The organism is Collinsella aerofaciens, assembly GCF_040910325.1.
GTDB lineage: Bacteria > Actinomycetota > Coriobacteriia > Coriobacteriales > Coriobacteriaceae > Collinsella > Collinsella aerofaciens_BL.
On record NZ_JBDGAV010000017.1, the window covers coordinates 31,927 to 51,499 of the forward strand.

The window sequence follows — 19,573 nt, forward strand, 5'->3', positions numbered from 1 at the left end:
GCACGGCATTACTCGACGGGCGTGACGTTGCGCCGCGCCCGTCGCTAATGGGTTTAGGAACATCGATGACAGAAGGAGAAATCGATGAGTAAGAAAGAATGCATCGCGATGCTCCTCGCAGGAGGACAGGGCAGCCGATTGGGGGCACTCACCCAAAAGATCGCTAAGCCGGCGGTTAGCTTTGGTGGCAAGTTCCGCATTATCGACTTTTCGCTCTCCAACTGCTCCAACTCGGGCATCGACACGGTGGGCGTTCTGACGCAGTATCGCCCCTACCTGCTGCATGCCTACGTGGGCTCCGGCGAGGCGTGGGATCTGGACAGCCGCGACGGCGGTGTGTCGATCCTGCCGCCGTACGAGACGCAGACCGGCGGCGCCTGGTATGCGGGCACGGCCGACGCCATTACGCAGAACCTCGACTACATCAAGGCCAACGACCCCAAGTACGTCCTGATTCTTTCGGGCGATCACCTATATCGCATGGATTACCGCAAGATGCTCAAGACGCACATTGAGAACAACGCCGACCTCACGGTGAGCGTTATGCCCGTGCCCTGGGAAGAGGCCAGCCGCTTTGGCATCCTGACCACCGACCCCGAGGATGGCCGCATCACCAAGTTCACCGAGAAGCCCGATAAGCCCGATTCGAATCTCGCGTCCATGGGCATCTACATCTTCTCGGCCGATGTGCTGATCGAGGCGCTCGAGGAGGACGCTCTGGACCAGCGCTCGAGCCACGACTTTGGCAAGGACATCATCCCCAAGCTGCTCGGCGAGGGCAAGCGCCTGTACAGCTACGAGTTCCACGGCTTTTGGAAGGACGTCGGTACCATCGCCAGCTTCCACGAGACCTCGATGGACCTGCTGGGCAACAACCCCGAGTTCGATCTGTTCGACAAGCACTTCCCCATCATGTCCAACATCACCACGCGTCCGCCGCACTACATTGGCCCGGACGGCCGCCTGGACGACTGCCTGGTCTCCAACGGCTGCAAGATCTACGGCACCGCTCGCCACTCGATTCTTTCGACCGATGTCATCATCGAGGAGCGCGCCGTGGTCGAGGACTCCGTGCTGCTGCCGGGTGCGCACGTTAAGAGCGGTGCGCACATCTGCCGCGCTATTTTGGGCGAGAACTCCACGGTCGAAGAGGGCGTGAAGCTCGGCTCTGTCGATACCACCAAGGATACGGCCGTCGTTGGAAATGACGTCGTTATCGGGAAGGGGGAATGATCCGATGATCAATCGCAAGGCCATCGGTTATATCACCGCTAACTACTCTTCGACCTACGGCAGCGTGCTGCTCAAGGACCGCCCTATCGCGTCCGTTCCGTTTTTGGGCCGCTACCGCCTGATCGACTTCCCGCTGTCCAACATGATGAATGCCGGCATTAAGACCGTTGGCGTCGTCATGCCGGGCAACTACCGCTCGCTGATTGACCACGTGGGCTCGGGCAAGGACTGGGGCCTGGACCGCAAGAAGGGCGGTCTGTTCATGGTGCCCGGCAACGCGTATGGCACCACCAAGGGCGGCATGCGCTTCCTGCTGCGCGATATCATCTCCAACAAGACGCTGTTCCAGCGCTCGGACAAGCCCTACGTCGTGATGATGGGCACCAACATCATCTTTAACATGGACCTCAACACCATCATCGACGCGCACGAGAACTCCGGTGCCCAGATGACCGTGGTGTACTGCAAGGCCACGCGCAACGTCGACGACGAGACCAAACTCGAGATTAACGAGAACGGCCGCCTGACGGGTGTGAGCGCCGGCGTCGTGTACGGCGACAACGCCTCTATGGACTGCTGCATCGTCAACCGCGAGACGCTGCTCGAGATCATCGACCACTACCAGGCCGCCGACTATCTTGACCTGCTCGAGGCACTCCAGGGCGACTTTGGCAACATCGACGTGTGCAGCTACGAATACAAGGGCGAGGTCGTGGGCGTGTTTAGCGAGAAGTCGCTGTATCGTCGCAGCATGGACCTGCTCGACCAGACCGTGGCCGACCAGCTCTTCGATCCCGAGCGCCCGATCCTGACCAAGGCTCACGACGTGCCGCCTTCGCGCTATGCGACCGGCAGTCACGCCTGCAACTCGATCATCTCGGCCGGTTGCATCATCAAGGGCACCGTGCGTAACTCGATCCTGTCGCGCGGCGTCGTGGTCGAGGAAGGCGCTTCGGTGACCAACTCGATCATCAACCAGAGCTGCATCATCAAGAGCGGCGCCCGCGTCGAGAATGCCATTCTGGACAAGAACAACGTGGTTCCCACCAACACCGAGCTTCGCGGCACACCCGAGAACATCCTGGTGCTGGGCAAGGCTCCGTTAACTTCCGACACCACCATCGTACGTTAACGTTGACACCGCAACATCGCTCGTAACATGTAGAATAGCCGCCCGGTTAGCGCCAGGCGGCTATTCTCGAATTGGAACATGGGAGACAATATGGCAGATTCCAGCAAAAAGATGCAGATCGTGTTTGCCTCGGCCGAGTGCGCACCGTTTGTTAAGACCGGTGGCCTGGGCGACGTGGCGGGCTCGCTGCCTGCGGCACTCGTGCGCGCCGGCGCCGAGGTCATCGTGATGGTGCCCAAGTACACCACCATCAAGGACGAATACAAGGCGCAAATGGAGCACTTTGCCGACTTTTACGTGAGCCTGGGCTGGCGCAATGAGTACTGCGGACTCGAGAAGCTCGAGCACGACGGCGTCACCTATATGTTCATCGACAACGAGCGCTACTTCGCGCGCGACTATCCGTACGGCTTCTTTGACGACGGCGAGCGCTTTGCGTTCTTCTCCAAGGCCATCACCGAGAGCCTGCAGCACCTGCCCGCCGGCTTTGAGTGCGACATCCTGCACTGCAACGACTGGCAGACGGCACTGGCACCCGTGTTTTTGCGCGAGTTCTACCAGGGCCTGCCGCTGTATGACCGCGTAAAGACCGTGTTCTCGATCCACAACGTGGCGTTCCAGGGCCAGTTTAGCGACACCGTAATGGAGGACATCCTGGGTGTGGCGCATATTCCGGCGGCTGCCTCGCAGCTGCGTTGCGACGCCTGCAGCATCAACTACATGCTGGGCGCCCTGCGCTATGCCGACGCCATTACCACGGTGAGCCCCACCTATGCCAACGAGATCCAGACGCCCGAATTTGGCGAGGGCCTGGACGGCGTTCTGCGCGAACGTTCGTACGCGCTGCAGGGCATTTTGAATGGCATCGACGTTGCGGGCTTTGACCCGGCGACCGACAAGCGCATTGCCGCCAACTACACCGTGGAGGACCGTTCCGGCAAGGCCGTGTGCAAGGCCAAGCTGCAGGAGGAGCTGGGCCTCGAGGTTCGCGACGACCGCCCGCTCATGGTGATGGTCACGCGCCTGACGCGCCAGAAGGGCATGGACCTGGTCATGTACGCGCTCGACCGCATCCTGGCTGGCGGCGTGCAGGTGGCGGTGCTGGGCACCGGCGACCGCGACTACGAGGACGGTCTACGCTATTTCCAGGACAAGTACCCCGGCACCATGGCCGCACGCATCGAGTTCGATCCGGCGCTGTCGCAGCGCATGTATGCTGCCGCCGATATGTTCCTGATGCCTTCGAAGTTTGAGCCCTGCGGCCTGTCGCAGATCATCGCCATGCGCTACGGCACGCTGCCCATCGTGCGCGAGACCGGTGGCCTGAAGGACACCGTGATCCCGTACAACGAGTTTACCGGCGAGGGAACGGGCTTCTCGTTTAGTAACTTTAACGGCGACGAGATGGGCGACGCGGTGTTCCGCGCGGCGCGTCTGTTCTGGGATAACCGCGAGGCCTGGAACCAGCTGGTCACACAGGCCATGAGCCAGGACTTTAGCTGGACGCGCTCGGCCGATAAGTATCTGGACCTGTACTTCTTTATGCATCCGGAGATTGAGAGGCCGGCGGCTGTTGTCGACGAGCCTGAGGCTGCAGCTGAGCCGGTGGCCGCCGAGAAGCCCAAGACCGAGGAGATGCCGGTTGAGGCTGAGCCCGCAAAGGCCGAGCCTGAGGTGAAGGCTGAGGTTGTTCCTGAGGCAGAGGCCGAAGTCAAGCCCGCTGCAAAGCCCGCAGTTAAGAAGACCACGACCCGCAAGACGACCGCTAAGAAGGCTACGACGACCAAGGCTGCCACGACAAAAACAACGGCTGCCAAGGCAACGACCACGCGCAAGCGCACGACCGCCGCTGCCAAGAAGGCCGCCGATGTCGAGGCTGCTCCCGAGGTAAAGGCAGAGGCCGCCGAGGCCCAGCCGGCCGCTAAGGCTCCGGCCAAGTCCACTGCCAAGAAGTCGACCGCGTCCAAGACCACGACCGCCAAGAAGGCAACGGCAGCCAAGAAGACCACGGCAAAGAAGTCAACGACCACGAAGGCCGCCACGACCAAGGCAGCCGCAAAGCCGGCCGCCAAAGTCGAGGAGACGCCCGCCGAGACCAAGGCCGAGGCATCCGTCGAAGCCAAGCCGGCCGCCAAGACCACCACGCGCAAGCGTGCCACGACGACGGCCAAGAAGACCACGACCAAGGCTGCTGCTCCCAAGGCAGAGGCTAAGCCCGCTGCTGCCAAAGTGAAGCCCAAGGCCGAGGTAAAGGCCAAGCCGGCGCCGAAGACCGCTGAGGTCAAGGCCGCCCCGAAGGCAGAGGCTAAGCCCGAGCCTGCCAAAGAGACCCCGGTCTCCCCCGCCGCTCCGGCCGAGGAAAAGGCTCCGACCAAGAAGACGTCCGTCCGCAAGGCAACGGCCACCCGCAAGCGCCGCTAGTCCACAGACGATCCAAAACCTCATCAAACCCTTAGCAAGGGGCGCTCCAACCGGGCGCCCCTTATCTGTAGATAGTTGGTAAAACGATTTTCTAGGACAACCGTTCGCCGATGGTAAACGGATGTTGTTTATACAGCCTGTGTTCAACAGATATACTTACATCCTGTGCGTAAAGCCCATGGCCAGCAGGTCATGATTCTATTGAACTGGACCGTACTATGAGATTGATACACAACAGCCGTCTGCCGCAGTTTCGCACTCCGTTTGGCGCTGTGACCACAGGAACTACCCTTTCGCTCTCCGTGATTCTGGAGGATGCCGACCCCGCGCAGGCAACGCTTACGCTGCGCACCTGGGTCGATGAGATCGGTGAGTCTCTGTATCCCATGACGCACGAGGGCGACGGCATCTTTACCGCCGAGCTGGAGTGCGCCGAGCCCAGTCTTATCTGGTACAGCTTTATCTGCAATATCGAAGGCCAGCCCGAGGTCCGCTTGGGCGCACCGCAAGGACGCACCGGCGGCGAAGGCGTAACCTACAACTACGCCGAGGTGCCGTCATTCCAGGTCACCGTCTACAAACACCGTGAGAACCGTCCCACCTGGTACGAGCGCGGTATGGTCTACCAGATCTTCCCCGATCGCTATGCCCGCGACGAGCACTGGCGCGAGCGCACACTGGCCGAGGTCGAAAAACCGCGTAAGGGCATTCAGCGCCGCATGGTCGAGGACTGGAACGAACCGCCTGTGTACGAGCGCGCCGAGGACGGCTCCATCAAGACCTGGGACTTCTACGGCGGATCGCTCAAGGGTATCCAGGAAGACCTGCCTCGCATCGCCGAGCTGGGCTTTACAGCCATCTACCTCAACCCCATTTTTGAAGCCGCGAGCAACCACCGCTACGACACCGCCGATTACACCAAGATCGATCCGATTCTGGGCACCGAGCAGGACTTTACCGAGCTGTGCGAGGCGGCCGAGAAGCTGGGCATTTCCATCATTCTGGACGGTGTGTTCAACCACACGGGCGACGATTCGATCTACTTCAACCGCTACGGCAACTACCCCGGCGTGGGCGCGTGGCAGAGCGAGGATTCGCCGTGGCGCGATGCGTTTTATTTCCACGAGGACGGCTCATACGACTGTTGGTGGGGCGTGGGCAATATGCCCGCCATCAATGAGAGCTCCGAACTGGTACGCGAGCGGCTCTTGGGCAAGGACGGCGTGATCCGCAAATGGCTGCGTGCCGGCGCTCACGGCTGGCGCTTGGATGTGGCTGACGAGCTTTCCGATGACTTCCTGGCCGAGATCAAAAAGGCCGTGCTCGCCGAAAAGCCTGACGCACTGTTACTCGGTGAGGTCTGGGAAGACGCCTCCAACAAGATCAGCTACGGCCATCTGCGCCGCTACCTACAGGGGTCCGAGCTGGACTCTGCTATGGATTATCCCTTCCGCGACATGGTCATCGGCTTTTTGATGGGCTACAAAAACGCCTACCAAGCTGCCGAGGATATCGAGACCCTGCGCGAGAACTATCCGCGTGAGGCCCTGTCATGCGCACTCAATCTGCTTTCGAGTCACGACCGTCCGCGCATTATCTCGGTGCTCGGCGGAGGTCCCGACGAGTCGCAGCTGCCCGAGTGCGAGCGCAGCAAATGGCGTCTGGACGAGAACGCGATGGGCCTGGCCAAGAGCCGTTTTTGGCTCGCGACGCTCATGCAGATGACGTTCCCGGGCGTTCCCTCGATCTATTATGGCGACGAGTACGGCTTGGAGGGTCTCACCGATCCGGGCAATCGTCGCACCATGCCGACCAAGGAAGACCTGCACGACTTCGATACGTTTGCGATCGTCAAGAACGCATCTGCTGTACGCCGCGCGTTGCCGTTTATGATCGACGGCGAAATCAAGGCCTTCGCGCTCAATGACGAAGTGCTGGCCTACAACCGCACCGGTAACGACGGCGAGTCCGCGACCGTCATCATCAACCGCAGCCTGCGCAATTCACACCGCGTGACGATTCCGGCGCTCGGCGAATGCGCGAGCGATGTGATTAGTGGTCACGAGTGCGAGATCCACAACGGTACGGTCACGCTCGATCTGTATCCGCTGGGCTCGTCGATCATCTATCACCATGCCGAGCAGCGCCTGCAGGAGCCGCTCGATCACGGTGCGGGTGTTGTGTGCCATATCACATCGGTGCCGACCGACGACGGCAAGCCCGGTACGATCGGCGCGCCCACGCGTCGTTTTATCGACCATCTGGCCGCCATGGGCATGCGCTACTGGCAGGTTCTCCCCGTCAACCCCACGGACTTCTTCCGCTCCCCTTACGCCGGTCCTTCGGCCTTTGCAGGCAATATCGACCTGCTGCCCGAAAGCCACGAGGAGCTGGCCGCCGACTTTGAGACCTGGAAGACCCGCGGCGGCGAGGATGCCGACCCGCTGTACACAGCGTTTAAGCATCGCAATGCCGATTGGCTCGAGAAATACTGCGTCTACATGGCCGTTAAGAAGTACTTTGAGGGCGAGTCGCGCCACGATTGGCCGGCAGATGTCGCGCGCTACAACGAGCATCTGATCGACGACAAGCGCTTCCACAACGAGGCCGAGCTTCAGGCGTACATGCAGTACCGCTTTGACCTGGCTTGGTGCGAGCTCATGAACTATGCGCACAAGAAGGGCATCGAGGTTATCGGCGATATTCCTATGTACGTGTCCGACGATTCGGCAGATGCGTGGAGCGAGCCCGAGAACTTCTGGCTGTCCGATACCGGCAAGGCGATTGAGATTTCCGGTGCGCCGCCCGACAACTTTGCGCCCGAGGGCCAGGTGTGGGGCAACCCGACGTTCCGCTGGGACCACATGAAGCAGAACGGCTATAGCTGGTGGATGGATCGCCTGCGTCGTGCGTTTTCGCTCTACGACCGCGTGCGCCTGGATCACTTCTTGGGCTTCCACAGCTACTTCAGTATCCCCGCAGGTAAGGCATGCGCCGATGGCCGCTGGCTTGCGGGCCCGGGCAAGGACCTATTCCAGACCGCCTACGACGAGCTGGGTCCGCTCAACTTTATCGCCGAGGACCTGGGCTATTTGACGCCCGGTGTTCGCGCCATGGCTTCGACCTGCGGCTTCCCCGGCATGGATGTGCTGGAGTTTAGCGACTACGACGTTCGTTGCGGTGTGCATCCCACGCCAGGAAAGATCCTGTACACCTCGACGCACGATACTTCGACGCTGGCCGGTTGGTGCACACGTTCCTTTGCGGGCGGCGATGAACCGAGCGGTGTTGAGGTGGCGGCAAAGCTGATGAGCGACGCGCTTGCAAGCGACGCTCCCCTAGTGATGATGCCGCTACAGGATATCCTGGGGCTTAGCGACGACGCGCGCATGAACGTTCCGGGCGTGGCAACGGGCAACTGGACCTGGCAGGCTGACGAGGCGGACATTGCAGCCGCCGAAAACAAAACCGCACAGCTCCTGCGCAACAACCATAGATTCTGGGGCGAAGCGTGATAAAACCCCCGATATAGGGTACAGTTACAATCGTTTGAATTTTTGCGGGCAGAGTAATCTGCCCGCTTTGTGCTGAAAAGGAAGTATTATGGCGCGCTACGATTACAAGTGCTCGAGCTGCGGCAACGTGTTTGAGGTTGAGCATCCCATGTCCGAGACTCCCGAGGTCGTGTGCCCGAGCTGCGGTGCCCCGGCGGCCAAGACGTTCTCGGCCAGCGGCATTAAATTTGAGGGTAGCGGTTTCTACAACACCGACCAGCGAAGCGGCGGCGCCAGCACCAGCGCCACCAGCGGCTGCTGCGCCAACTGCCCGCATAACCACTAGAAACCAAATAGCCCCGCGACCGATACAGATCGCGGGGCTACTTCTTTGAGCTATGAGTAGCTAATAATCTACCTAGGTTTCCTTATGAGTTGCGGTGAAATAAGGACTGTTTGGCGGGCAAAAGCCGCTATTCAATCCCTATTTCACCGCAACTTAGTAGAGTTACTTGCGGACTAGCCTGGCGCAGAAGTGGCCGTCGTAGGTGTCGGCGTTTACCGGCACGCTTTGGAAGAGGCCTCGATCGTTCTGGCGTACGGATACGAGCTTCTTGGCCTGATCGAACTCGGGGAGTTGCAGAATCTGTGCTTCGGAAAGCGGTGCCACGCTAAAGCCAGCACCCTCGGGAGAAGCAAGGAACGCGTCCACGACCTGCGTGTTCTCCTCGTCGAAGACCGAGCACGTTGCATAGATGAGCTCACCGCCGGCAGCCACGCGCGCAGTAGCCTCCTTGAGCATCGTCAGCTGCAGCTTGGGCAGCTCAACCGTCACATCCTTTTCGGTCAGGCGCCACGGAATCTCGGGATGACGACGCATGGTTCCGGTGCCAGAGCACGGCGCATCGATAAAGACCGTGTCGAACTTAACCGGCTCGCCAAGCATGGCATCAAACGATGTGAGCACCTCATCAAGCTCGCAGGCATCACCCGAAACCGTACGAACGCCCTGAATACCGGCCTTATGCAGGCGAGCGAGATTCAGATCGCACTTACGGTCATGAAGATCAAGTGCCGTATGCTGACGCTCATAGCCGGCACGCTTGGCCTGGCACATCATCACATAGGTCTTGGTGCCACGACCGGCACCAATCTCAAGGCAGCTACCAGGGCGCGTGGCAGCCGTGGCGATAAGCTGCGCGTTGAGATCGGATGCCACCGCGGCAGCACGCCCAAACACACCCGAAGCAACGGTAACCTGGGCATCAACCGGGGCATGGCAGCCCGGGAAGACAGGTGCGACGAGCTGCGAGATATACGGATCGGGTTTGGTCGCAAAGGCGTTCTCATGCAGGGCCAGCGGTGCAGGGGCCAGATTGCCGGCAAAGTTAAGCGCACCCTCTGTCGTGTCGAACGATGCCATAATGCGAGCGCACAGCCAACGCGGCAGTCCCATCAGGCGCGACAGACGAACCAAGCGTCGCTCAGACTCATCCACATCGGACGCAGTAGCAAAGTCCTCAACATTGTCCGCAACCTTATGCAGCACAGCATTGGCCAAACCGGCGGCAGACTTAGCTCCGCTGCGCACCAGCTCAACACCCTGACTTACGGCAACGCGACCAGGCGTATGCAGGTAAAGCATCTCAAAGGCCGAGATACGAAGCGCCATGCGAACACGCGGAGCGACCTTTTTAGGCTTATCAAGAAACTGATCGAGCAGCTCGTCCAAAATACCCTGCGTGGCGGCCACACCGAGCGCCAAGCGGGCGGCAAAAGCAGAATCGCGCTGGTCAATGGCCTTGGCCGAAGCACGGGACGAGAGCACGTCACGCGCGTACATGCCGCGGCGATCGGCCTCCATCAGCACATCGAGCGCAAGCTTGCGCGCGGGAGACAGCGTGCTCATGACAAAACACCCCACGAAAGATCGACACCCTGCAGGCCAGCAGCCCAAGCAGAAGCAGCCATAGCACGCTTGCCATCGGGCTTAACCTCGAGCAACTCAACCGAGCCATCGGAAAGACCCAGGTAAACACGCTTGGCCTTAACGTCAACGGCGCCCTCGCCAAGCGAAACATCGGCCAGCGTAGCATCGAGCACACGCACGGTCTTGCCGGCAATCACGCAACGAGCAGGCGCGGTATCGGACGAAGCCAGCACATGACGCACACAATCAAGCGCCGCCATCTGCGGATCCAGACGCATCTCCTGCTTAGAAATCTTGGCAGCATGGGTAACGAGCGCCTCATCCTGTTCAGTCCAAACAGCCGAGCCATCGGCAAGCGAAGGAAGCGTATCGGCAAGCAGTTTGCCGCCAAGCTCACCAAGCTCCATGGTCAGCGCCTCAGCATGCTTACCGGCAACCGAGGTCGAGGCCTGCGCGCAATAAGCGCCGGTATCCACGCCATGCCCGATGCGCATGATAGAAACGCCAGCAACCTCATCACCAGCGAGAATCGCACGCTGAATAGGAGCAGCCCCACGCCAACGAGGTAGCAACGAGGCATGAACATTCACAATACCAAGCGGCGCCATATGCAGCACCTCATCGGGCAAAATGCAGCCATAGGCAGCCACACAGAAAATGTCAGCCTGGGCAGCCTGAAGCGCCTCAACGACATCAGGCGTCATACGATTAGCCTCTATAACCGGCAACCCCAGCTCAAGCGCCTTAGCCTTAACAGGAGACGGCTCCAGCTTCTTACCACGCCCGCGAACAGCATCAGTACGAGTAACAACAAGCGCAATCTCATCCCCAGCCTCAACAAGCGAAGTCAAAGAAGGCACAGCAAAATCAGGCGTACCCATAAACACAATACGCATAAAAGTTAGTCTCCTCTCAATAACGAGCCGAGACGGCTACAAAAGAAGCGTTCCAGGTCGCAAGCGCACCTAGCCGCAAGAACAATCAACAAAGACAAATATACCCAAAACCAAAGAAAGAGCCGCAATAAAAGCAGCTCTTCCAACAAAGCAATTATCAGCGAAGACGCCCCTCCCTGGCCCAACGGCACCCGGGCGAACCGAGCCAGAACAACGCAGTCCCCGGTGCTGAGCGCCCACATATAGTCCCGCGCGCAGTTTCGCAGCAAAGCGAGAATGTTTGAGCACGGGATGATATGTGGGCGCTCAGCACCGGGGACGGTGGGACCTACTCCGTCTCGCCCGGTCGAGCGCCGCGGGCCAGGGCGTCCTGGTACTCCTTGACCGCCTTGATCCTCTGCATGGGCTTCAGTCGCTCGAACATGGTGTTGCCGTGCAGGTGATCAATCTCGTGCTGCAGGCACACGCAGAACAGATCGCCCGTGGCCTCGTAGCGAATCAGGTTGGCGTCCAGGTCGTACGCCTCGACGACGACATGGTCAGGACGCTCAATCTCGCAGCTAATGCCAGGAATGGAAAGGCAGCCCTCGCTAAAGGGCACCAGATGGTCGCTCTGCTCAACAATGACGGGGTTAATGAGCACATACGGGTCGTAGTCGTTCTTGTCGCTGTAGTCGCAGTCGATAGTGACAAGCTGAATGAGCTCGCCGATCTGCGGGGCAGCAAGACCGCAACCGCCGTTCTCAAACATCATCTTCTTCATCTTCTCGGCAAGCGCCTCGATCGCCGGGGTGATCTCCTCGATGACGGCGCACTCCTGGCGCAGACGAGGGTCGGGCGACAGTACGATTCCGTTGGCTTCCATGGCCATCCTTTCGAGTTGTTACATCAAATCATAGGCGTCGACGTCAACGCTCACGCTCACGCCGCGCACAGAGCCCACCTCTTTGAGGCAGGCGTCGATATCATCAGAGACATGGTACCCCACGGGCGACTTCACAAGCAGGTGGAAACGATAACGGTCCTTGGCTCTCTCGATTACACACGAAGCCGGGCCCAGCACCTGCGGCACGGCACTCCCCGCCCGCAAAAAGTCGGGCGCGGCGGCATGCCAACGGCGCTTAAGCAGCTTTGCAATGCGCCCGATGTAGTCCTGCGCGTCGTCTCGGTTCGCCGACCACACCAAGATATTGACCAGGCGAACAAACGGCGGGTACAGCGCGTCGCGGCGCTGGTCCAGGTCGTAGTCGGTAAAGATCGAACGGTCATGCTCAGCGACGGCGCGAATGACCGGATCCTCGGGCAGGTAGGTCTGGATGATAACTTCGCCGGGGCGATCGCCGCGGCCGGCGCGGCCCGCAACCTGCTCCAGCAGGTCGTAGGCGCGCTCTCCTGCGCGGAAGTCCGGCAGCTTGAGGGCGAAATCGGCGTTGACCACGCCCACGAGCGTGACCTCGGGAAAGTCGAGGCCCTTGGCGATCATCTGGGTGCCCAGCAGCACCGCACAATCGGCAGCATCGAACTGCTCGAGCAGCTTTTTGTGCGCATCCTTGCCGCGCGTGGAATCGGCATCCATGCGAATAATGGCGACGTCCTCGGGAAGCATCTGGTGCAGTGCGTCCTCGATCTGCTGAGTGCCCATACCCATTTTTGCCAGGTAGCGACTGCCACATTTGGGGCAACGGCTCGTGGGCGCGGGATACGGCTGCAAGCGCCAAGACGAACCGCAGGTGTGACACTGCAGCGTGTGCGTGCGCTCGTGGTACGTGAGCGCGGTGGAGCAGTGGTTGCACGTGGGGACACATCCGCACTCGCGGCACATCAGGAAGGGCGCAAAGCCACGCCGGTTGTGCAGCAACACGGCCTTTTCGCGGCGCTCGACCACACGCTCCAGGCCTTCCATCAGAGGTTTAGAGAACATGGAGCGGCTACCGTGCGCGAACTCGCGGCGCAGGTCGGCAATGCGGACTGTAGGCAGCACGGCGTGTCCCGGGCGCTCGGGCATCTCGACGCGCGTCCAGGCGGCACCGTTATACGTGCCGCGGCGGCAGCGGTCGAGAGCCTCGGCAGAAGGCGTGGCGGAGCCCAACACGAGCGGGCAGCGGTAGCGCCGCGCCATCTCGGCCGCTACCTCGCGCGCGTGGTAGCGCGGACTGGAGCCCTGCTTGTAACTGGTCTCGTGCTCCTCGTCGATGATGATGAGGCCCGGGTCGTCAAGCGGGCAAAAGAGCGCCGAGCGGGCGCCGACGACCACGCGGGCCGCACCGCTGGCGACCATATCCCACTGGTCCAGGCGCTCGCCGGCCGAAAGACGCGAATGGAACACGGCGACCGTCTCGCCAAAGCGCGAGCGAAAGCGGCCGACGGTCTGGGCCGTCAGCGAGATCTCGGGCACCAGCACGCAGGCCGAGCGGCCGGCCGCGAGCACGCGCTCAATCGCCGAAAGGTAAACCTCGGTTTTGCCGGAGCCGGTGACGCCGTCGACAAGAACCACGTCGCCGTGGGCGTCAAGGCGGGCGAGCTCAATCTGAGCGAGTGCCTGTTGCTGGCCGTTGGTAAGGGAGACCGGCGCCTTGCCGCTTGCCGAGGACAGCGTGGTCTGCTCGCTGCATCCACGCCAGGCGCGGCGCTCTTCAACCACCACGACGCCGCGTTTTTCGAGCGCCTTGATGGTCGCCGACATGCTGTTATAGAGAAGGTTGAGATCACGCGTCGTGACCGGTCCACACTGGAGCGCCTCGATGAGTTGGCGCTGGCGAACTGCAGTCTTGGGCGGCGTATAGTCGAAACCCTCGGGCGTGAGCATGACCCAGCGGTTTTGGATGGGTTTAACAGCGGGGCGCTCAACCGTCCACACGCCGTCGTCACCCTTGACCACACGCGGGCTTCCACCCGGGGGCAAGAACAGGCGCAGACACTCGGAAAGCGTCGCAACATATTCGCGGCTCATCCAACGCGCGATGCGGGCGGCCTCTGCGGTAAAGAGCGGCTTGCTGAGGATGGCTTCGACGGCTTTAATGCGCGCGGGGTCGAGCGCGCTGTTGCCCTGCAGATCGCCCAGCTCGGGCGCAATGTCGACGATGTAGCCTGCGGCAGCACGGTTGCCAAAATGGACCAGGACCGTGGATCCGATCTGCGCGTCGCTAGCAAGGGGTTGAGGAATGCCATAGGCAAACGGCTCGGACAGCGCACGCGTCGGGATGTCGAGAACCACGCTCGCATAGGCGGCGATGGGCTCAGGTGCAGGCTTAGGCTGAGCCGAGGCAGCGGCAGACACTGGCTTCACCGGAACCTCCTCCGGTTCCGGCGAACCAAACAGCGACAGTTGCTCGGCCACGGCTCCAGCACCTCCTATCCCATACGTCTACAGAAACAAGAGCCCCGCTCGGGTGAACGGGGCTCGGATACATACGTTTGCGCAGCGATTACAGCGCCATCGTGCGGGCGCGGTCGATGCGCGCCAGGCAGTCGTCGCGGCCGATGAGCGCCATGGTCTCGCCCAGCGGAGGACTCACCATGTTGCCGCAGACGGCGACGCGCACGGCCTGGAACACCACGCGCTTCTTGAGGTCCATCTGCTCGGGCAGCGGCTCAAGCGCGGCGTCGATGTTGGCAGCCGTCCACTCGTTCACACCCTCGAGCGCGGCCTTGGAGGCATCCAGAATGACACCCATGCCCTCCTTGGCCAGGCCCTTGTTGACGGATTTCTCGTCATACTCGAGCGTCTCGGCCGTGGCAAAGATGGGAGCGGCGACGGTCACGGCGTCGGCCGGCATCTTGGTGCGCGGCTTGACGATGGCGGCAAGCGCATCGATCCAATCCTCGCCGTACTCGACATTACCCTCGATGAGACCCGCCTCGTGCAGCTCGGGGACCATGATCTCGTCGGCAAACTGAGCATCGGACATGCCGTTGATGTACTCGGCATTGACCCAATCGAGCTTCTTGGGGTCGAAGGTCGCCGGGTTCTTGGAGATGCGGTCGAGCGAGAACTTGCTGGCCAGGACATCGCGCGGGATGATCGTGGTCTCACCGTCGAGCGACCAGCCGAGCAGCGCCAGGTAGTTGACGAAGGCGTCGGACAGGTAGCCGGCGTCGCGGTACTCCTCCACCGAGGTGGCGCCGTGGCGCTTGGAGAGCTTCTTGCCGTCGACACCCAAGATCATGGAGATGTGGGCGAACGTAGGCACGGGCGCGCCGAGGGCCTCGTAGACCATGACCTGACGCGGGGTGTTGGACAGGTGGTCGTCGCCGCGGATGACGTGGGTGATCTTCATCATGGCGTCGTCGACGACGGTCGCGAAGTTGTACGTGGGCGTGCCATCGGAGCGGAAGATGACAAAGTCGTCGAGCTCCTTGGCGTCGAAGGTCACCTCGCCGTGGACGGCGTCGCGGATGACGACGTCGCCGCGGTCCTCGGGCACCTTAATACGCAGGACGTAGGACTCGCCGGCCTCGATGCGGCGGCGGGCCTCCTCGGGATCAAGATCGCGGCAACGGCGCTGATAGCCCTGGAAGGGGTCCTTGCGCTCCTGCGCGGCCTTGCGGTCGGCGTCGAGCTGCTCCTTGGTGCAGAAGCAGGGATAGGCCTTGCCCTCGTCCCAAAGCTTCTGGGCGGCCTGCTTGTACAGGTCCAGGCGCTCGGTCTGGGCGTAGGGGCCAAAGTCGCCGCCCACCTCGGGACCCTCGTCCCAGTCCAGGCCCAGCCAACGCATGGCGCGCAGGATAATCTGCGTGTTCTCGTCGGTGGAGCGGGTGGGGTCGGTGTCGTCGATGCGCAGGATGAACGTGCCGCCGTTTGCGCGGGCGAAAGCCCAGTTATAGATAGCGGTGCGGGCGCCGCCGATGTGCAGCTTGCCCGTCGGTGAGGGTGCAAAGCGGACGCGAACGTCTGATGCCATGGAAATCTCCTCGATTGCAGGATGGATGTCTAACCGCATCAGTATAAAGCATCAAAGCAACCTCCGCACAAAGGGCACCGACCCAATCATTGGGGACAGACTTAAATGACCAGTCGTTGGAGACGTTCTTAGTTTAAGGCTGGTCATTTAAGTCTGTCCCCAATGAGTAGGTGCGGAAAGGGTGTGAATGTTTGATTTACGCGTTATGATGTGCCCTTGCATAGAGAGCCCGGCGGAATGGTAACGGTCGCCGGGACACGTTTTTGAAAGGACAATCATGTCAGAAGAACTTCGTTCCATCCCACCCCAACACGGGTCCTTTGTTTTTACGTCGGAATCGGTGACCGAAGGTCATCCCGATAAGATCGCTGACCAGATCAGCGATGCCGTCCTCGACGCAATCCTCGCCAAAGAAATAGAGCTGCAGGAGCAGGGCTACATCGCCCCCAACGGCGTGCCCGCCAACGTGGAGAACGTCCGCTGCGCCTGCGAGACCCTCGTGACCACCGGCACCGTTATCGTCGCCGGCGAGATTCGCACCCAGGCCTACGTCGACGTTCAGGAAATCGCCCGCGGCGTTATCCGCCGCATTGGCTACAACCGTGCCAAATTCGGTTTTGACTGCGATACCTGCGGCGTTATGAGCCTCATCCATGAGCAGTCACCCGATATCGCTCAGGGCGTTGACGAGTCCTTCGAGACCCAGACCGGCGCTACCACCGACCCGATCGACCTGATCGGTGCCGGCGACCAGGGCATGATGTTCGGTTACGCCTCCAACGAGACCAAGACCCTCATGCCCATGCCTCACTACCTGGCAAGCCGCCTGGCCGAGCGCCTGGCTGCCGTGCGCCACGACGGCACCCTGCCCTACCTGCGTCCCGATGGCAAGACCCAGGTCACCGTGCGCTACGAGGACGGCAAGCCCGTCGAGGTCACGACCATCGTCATCTCCACGCAGCACGCCGCCGAGATCGAGGACATGGGCAAGATCAAGGCCGACCTCATCGAGCACGTCATCACCCCGGTCATGGCCGCCGAGAACATGCCGTGGGACAACGCCGACATCTACGTGAACCCCACCGGTCGCTTTGTCGTGGGCGGACCTATGGGTGACACGGGACTGACTGGCCGTAAGATCATCGTCGACACCTACGGCGGCTATGGCCGTCACGGCGGCGGTGCCTTTAGCGGCAAGGACTGCACCAAGGTCGACCGCTCCGCCGCGTATGCCGCGCGCTGGGTAGCCAAGAACGTGGTCGCCGCCGGTCTGGCCGACCGCTGCGAAGTCGAGCTTGCCTACGCCATCGGCGTTTCCAAGCCCCTCTCAATCATGGTCGACACCTTCGGCACCGCACATGTTGCCGAGGACAAGATCGTCGAGGCCGTAGAGAAGACCTTCGACCTGCGCCCGGGCGCAATCATCCGCGACCTAGACCTGCGTCGCCCCATCTACGAAAAGACGGCAGCCTACGGTCACTTCGGCCGCGAAGACGCCGACTTCACCTGGGAGAAGACCGACCGAGCCGAAGAACTCAAAGCAGCCTGCGGCCTGTAAGGTAACCCGAAAAGCTACAGCCAAAAACAACGCACCAAAAGAAGTACCGGCTCCAACCGGTACTTCTTTTTTATTTAAAGGTGGTGAAGATGAGCCGACCTGGGACATGGAATAGGTCACAGGCCGATAATTTTCGCAGCAGAGCGACTCCAACCATGTATCCTTAGTCCCGAGGGGCGGGGCATAAGGTCGATCGCGAGTTCCGCACGAGCCGGAGAGCACTTAATGTGCTCTCCGTGCGAGCAGGACTGTCCGAGCAGGCGACCTTATGCCCCGCCCCTCGGGACGACGAGCCACGTAAAGGAGCATCCATGGCAGGCAAGCCGCAAACACTAGCTACGACCTCGGCATTCGAGATCTTGGGTCCCGTCATGGTCGGCCCCAGTTCATCGCACACCGCCGGCGCCCTGCGGTGCGCCCAAGTTGCCGCCAGCCTGTTAGAAGGCCGCATCGCCAAAGTCACCTTTGGCCTATGGAACTCCTTCGCCCACACCTACCGCGGCCACGGCACCGACCGTGCGCTCGTCGCGGGCATCCTGGGCCTCGACACCGATGACGAGAACATCAAGCAGGCCTTCGACCTCGCTCGCGAGCAGGGCCTCGAATATCACTTTGACATCAAGGGCGACGACGCCTCCATCCACCCCAACACCGTCGACATCGATATGGTCGACGACACGGGCGCCACGGCGCAGGTCCGCGGCGAGAGCCTGGGCGGCGGCAAGATGCGCATCAGCCGCATTAACGGCGTCGGCGTCGACATCTCGGGCATGTATTCCACGCTCTTCGTGGCGCACAAGGACGTTCCCGGCGTGCTCGCCGCGCTCACGAACCTGCTCGCCTACGCCCACGTGAACATCGCCTTCTGCCGCACCTACCGAACCGAAGTGGGCGGCCAGGCCTACTCCGTCTTTGAGACCGACGGTGCGCCCGACGACACCGTCGTCCCCATGTTACGCAAGCTCGACAATGTCGATTACGCGACCTTTATCGAGCTCCCCGGTTCTGCCTCGTCGCTCTCCCCCGGCGTCTCGGCCAAGGAGATCTTCGACGACGGCGAGCAGCTGCTCGATGCGTGCGAGGAACTGGGACTCAGCATCGGCGCCGTCATGGCCGTGCGTGAGGCGCGCCTGACCGGCGAAGCCCACGCCGTCGACGCCATGCGTCGCGTGCTCGACGTCATGCGCGAGGAGACCACGGCCCCCATCGCCAATCCGCAGCGATCGCTCGGCGGGCTTATCGGCGGCGAGGCCAAACTCGTCGATGCCACCGGCCGCAACGATTTGAGCACGAGCCTGATGGGCGCCGTCCAGACCGACGCCGTAGCCCGCGCCATGGCCGTGCTCGAGCGCTCGGCCACGATGGGCGTAATCGTCGCAGCTCCGACGGCAGGATCCGCGGGTGTTGTGCCCGGCTGCGTGCTGGCGCTCGCCGATCGCCTGCAGCTCGACGACGAGCAGGTCATGGACGCGCTCTACTGCGCAGCCGCCATCGGCCTCAACCTCACCACAAGCGCCTGCGTCGCCGGCGCTGAGGGCGGCTGTCAGGCCGAGGTGGGAAGCGCCGCCGCCATGGCGGCCGCCGCGCTGGTGCAGATGCTCGGCGGCACGCCCGAGCAGGCGCTCGACGCCAGTTCCATCGCGCTGAGTAACCTGCTGGGCCTCGTTTGTGACCCCGTCGGTGGCCTCGTGGAGGTGCCCTGCCAAAACCGCAACGCCATCGGCGTGGCAGCGGCCTTTAGCTCGGCACAACTCGCCCTCGCAGGCATTAAGAGCTTGGTGCCGTTTGACCAGATGGCACATGTCATGCTCTCGGTGGGCCACGCGTTGCCAGCCACGCTGCGCGAGACGGCAAAGGGCGGCATCGCGCAGGCTCCGGCCGCACTTTCGGCCTGTGCAAAATGCGGCGTGTACGGATAGCGACAAAGAACGAATCAGAACCACCCTTAAAAAGGGTGGTTTGCTCTTAGGGTATAACCCACGGGCTCCGGGCTCGCGTCTAAAGGCGC

At 61.6% G+C, this 19,573-nt stretch carries 12 protein-coding genes; 7 read left to right on the forward strand and 5 right to left on the reverse strand.

Annotated elements, in window-relative coordinates; all coding sequences use genetic code 11:
* Positions 1-84 precede the first annotated feature (84 nt).
* The 5 genes from AB5Z25_RS07800 (at position 85) to AB5Z25_RS07820 (ending at position 8,626) form a co-directional block, all read left to right on the forward strand.
* A complete protein-coding gene (locus AB5Z25_RS07800) occupies positions 85-1,233 on the forward strand; it encodes a glucose-1-phosphate adenylyltransferase (RefSeq protein WP_006233920.1) in 1,149 nt (382 codons plus the stop codon).
* Positions 1,234-1,237: 4 nt separating this feature from the next.
* Positions 1,238-2,365, forward strand: coding sequence for a glucose-1-phosphate adenylyltransferase subunit GlgD (gene glgD, locus AB5Z25_RS07805; protein WP_117736345.1), 1,128 nt, complete (start codon positions 1,238-1,240; stop codon positions 2,363-2,365).
* Between the two features lie 90 nt (positions 2,366-2,455).
* The gene (gene glgA, locus AB5Z25_RS07810) at positions 2,456-4,786 is read left to right on the forward strand and encodes a glycogen synthase GlgA (RefSeq protein ID WP_368135235.1); all 2,331 of its coding nucleotides are present in this window, start codon (positions 2,456-2,458) and stop codon (positions 4,784-4,786) included.
* A gap of 218 nt (positions 4,787-5,004) precedes the next feature.
* Positions 5,005-8,301, forward strand: a complete 3,297-nt coding sequence (locus AB5Z25_RS07815; protein WP_368135236.1) for a 4-alpha-glucanotransferase — start codon at positions 5,005-5,007, stop codon at positions 8,299-8,301.
* Positions 8,302-8,389: 88 nt separating this feature from the next.
* A complete protein-coding gene (locus tag AB5Z25_RS07820) occupies positions 8,390-8,626 on the forward strand; it encodes an FmdB family zinc ribbon protein (protein WP_022094966.1) in 237 nt (78 codons plus the stop codon).
* A gap of 162 nt (positions 8,627-8,788) precedes the next feature.
* On the opposite strand, the gene AB5Z25_RS07825 is transcribed toward AB5Z25_RS07820, so the two are convergent.
* The 5 genes from AB5Z25_RS07825 to gltX form a co-directional block, all read right to left on the reverse strand.
* A complete protein-coding gene (locus AB5Z25_RS07825) occupies positions 8,789-10,189 on the reverse strand; it encodes an RsmB/NOP family class I SAM-dependent RNA methyltransferase (protein WP_368135237.1) in 1,401 nt (466 codons plus the stop codon).
* Complete coding sequence (fmt, locus tag AB5Z25_RS07830; RefSeq protein WP_368135238.1) at positions 10,186-11,106, reverse strand: methionyl-tRNA formyltransferase; 921 nt, start codon at positions 11,104-11,106, stop codon at positions 10,186-10,188. Before fmt ends, AB5Z25_RS07825 begins: the two co-directional genes overlap by 4 nt.
* A gap of 328 nt (positions 11,107-11,434) precedes the next feature.
* Positions 11,435-11,971: a peptide deformylase gene (gene def / locus AB5Z25_RS07835; RefSeq protein ID WP_089571827.1), complete on the reverse strand. Its 537-nt coding sequence runs from the start codon at positions 11,969-11,971 to the stop codon at positions 11,435-11,437.
* 18 nt (positions 11,972-11,989) lie between these two features.
* Entirely contained in the window at positions 11,990-14,443 is a 2,454-nt protein-coding gene (gene priA, locus AB5Z25_RS07840; RefSeq protein WP_438265631.1) for a replication restart helicase PriA, read from the reverse strand.
* An 88-nt stretch (positions 14,444-14,531) separates the two neighbouring features.
* Positions 14,532-16,007 carry a glutamate--tRNA ligase gene (gltX, locus tag AB5Z25_RS07845; RefSeq protein WP_368135239.1) on the reverse strand — a complete coding sequence of 492 codons (1,476 nt, stop codon included), beginning with the start codon at positions 16,005-16,007 and terminating at the stop codon, positions 14,532-14,534.
* A 277-nt stretch (positions 16,008-16,284) separates the two neighbouring features.
* Between gltX and metK the strand changes: the two genes are divergently transcribed.
* Together metK and sdaAA are read left to right on the forward strand one after the other, a co-directional pair.
* Entirely contained in the window at positions 16,285-17,565 is a 1,281-nt protein-coding gene (metK, locus tag AB5Z25_RS07850) for a methionine adenosyltransferase (RefSeq protein WP_368135240.1), read from the forward strand.
* A gap of 311 nt (positions 17,566-17,876) precedes the next feature.
* The gene (gene sdaAA / locus AB5Z25_RS07855) at positions 17,877-19,484 is read left to right on the forward strand and encodes an L-serine ammonia-lyase, iron-sulfur-dependent, subunit alpha (RefSeq protein WP_368135241.1); all 1,608 of its coding nucleotides are present in this window, start codon (positions 17,877-17,879) and stop codon (positions 19,482-19,484) included.
* Positions 19,485-19,573: the final 89 nt, after the last annotated feature.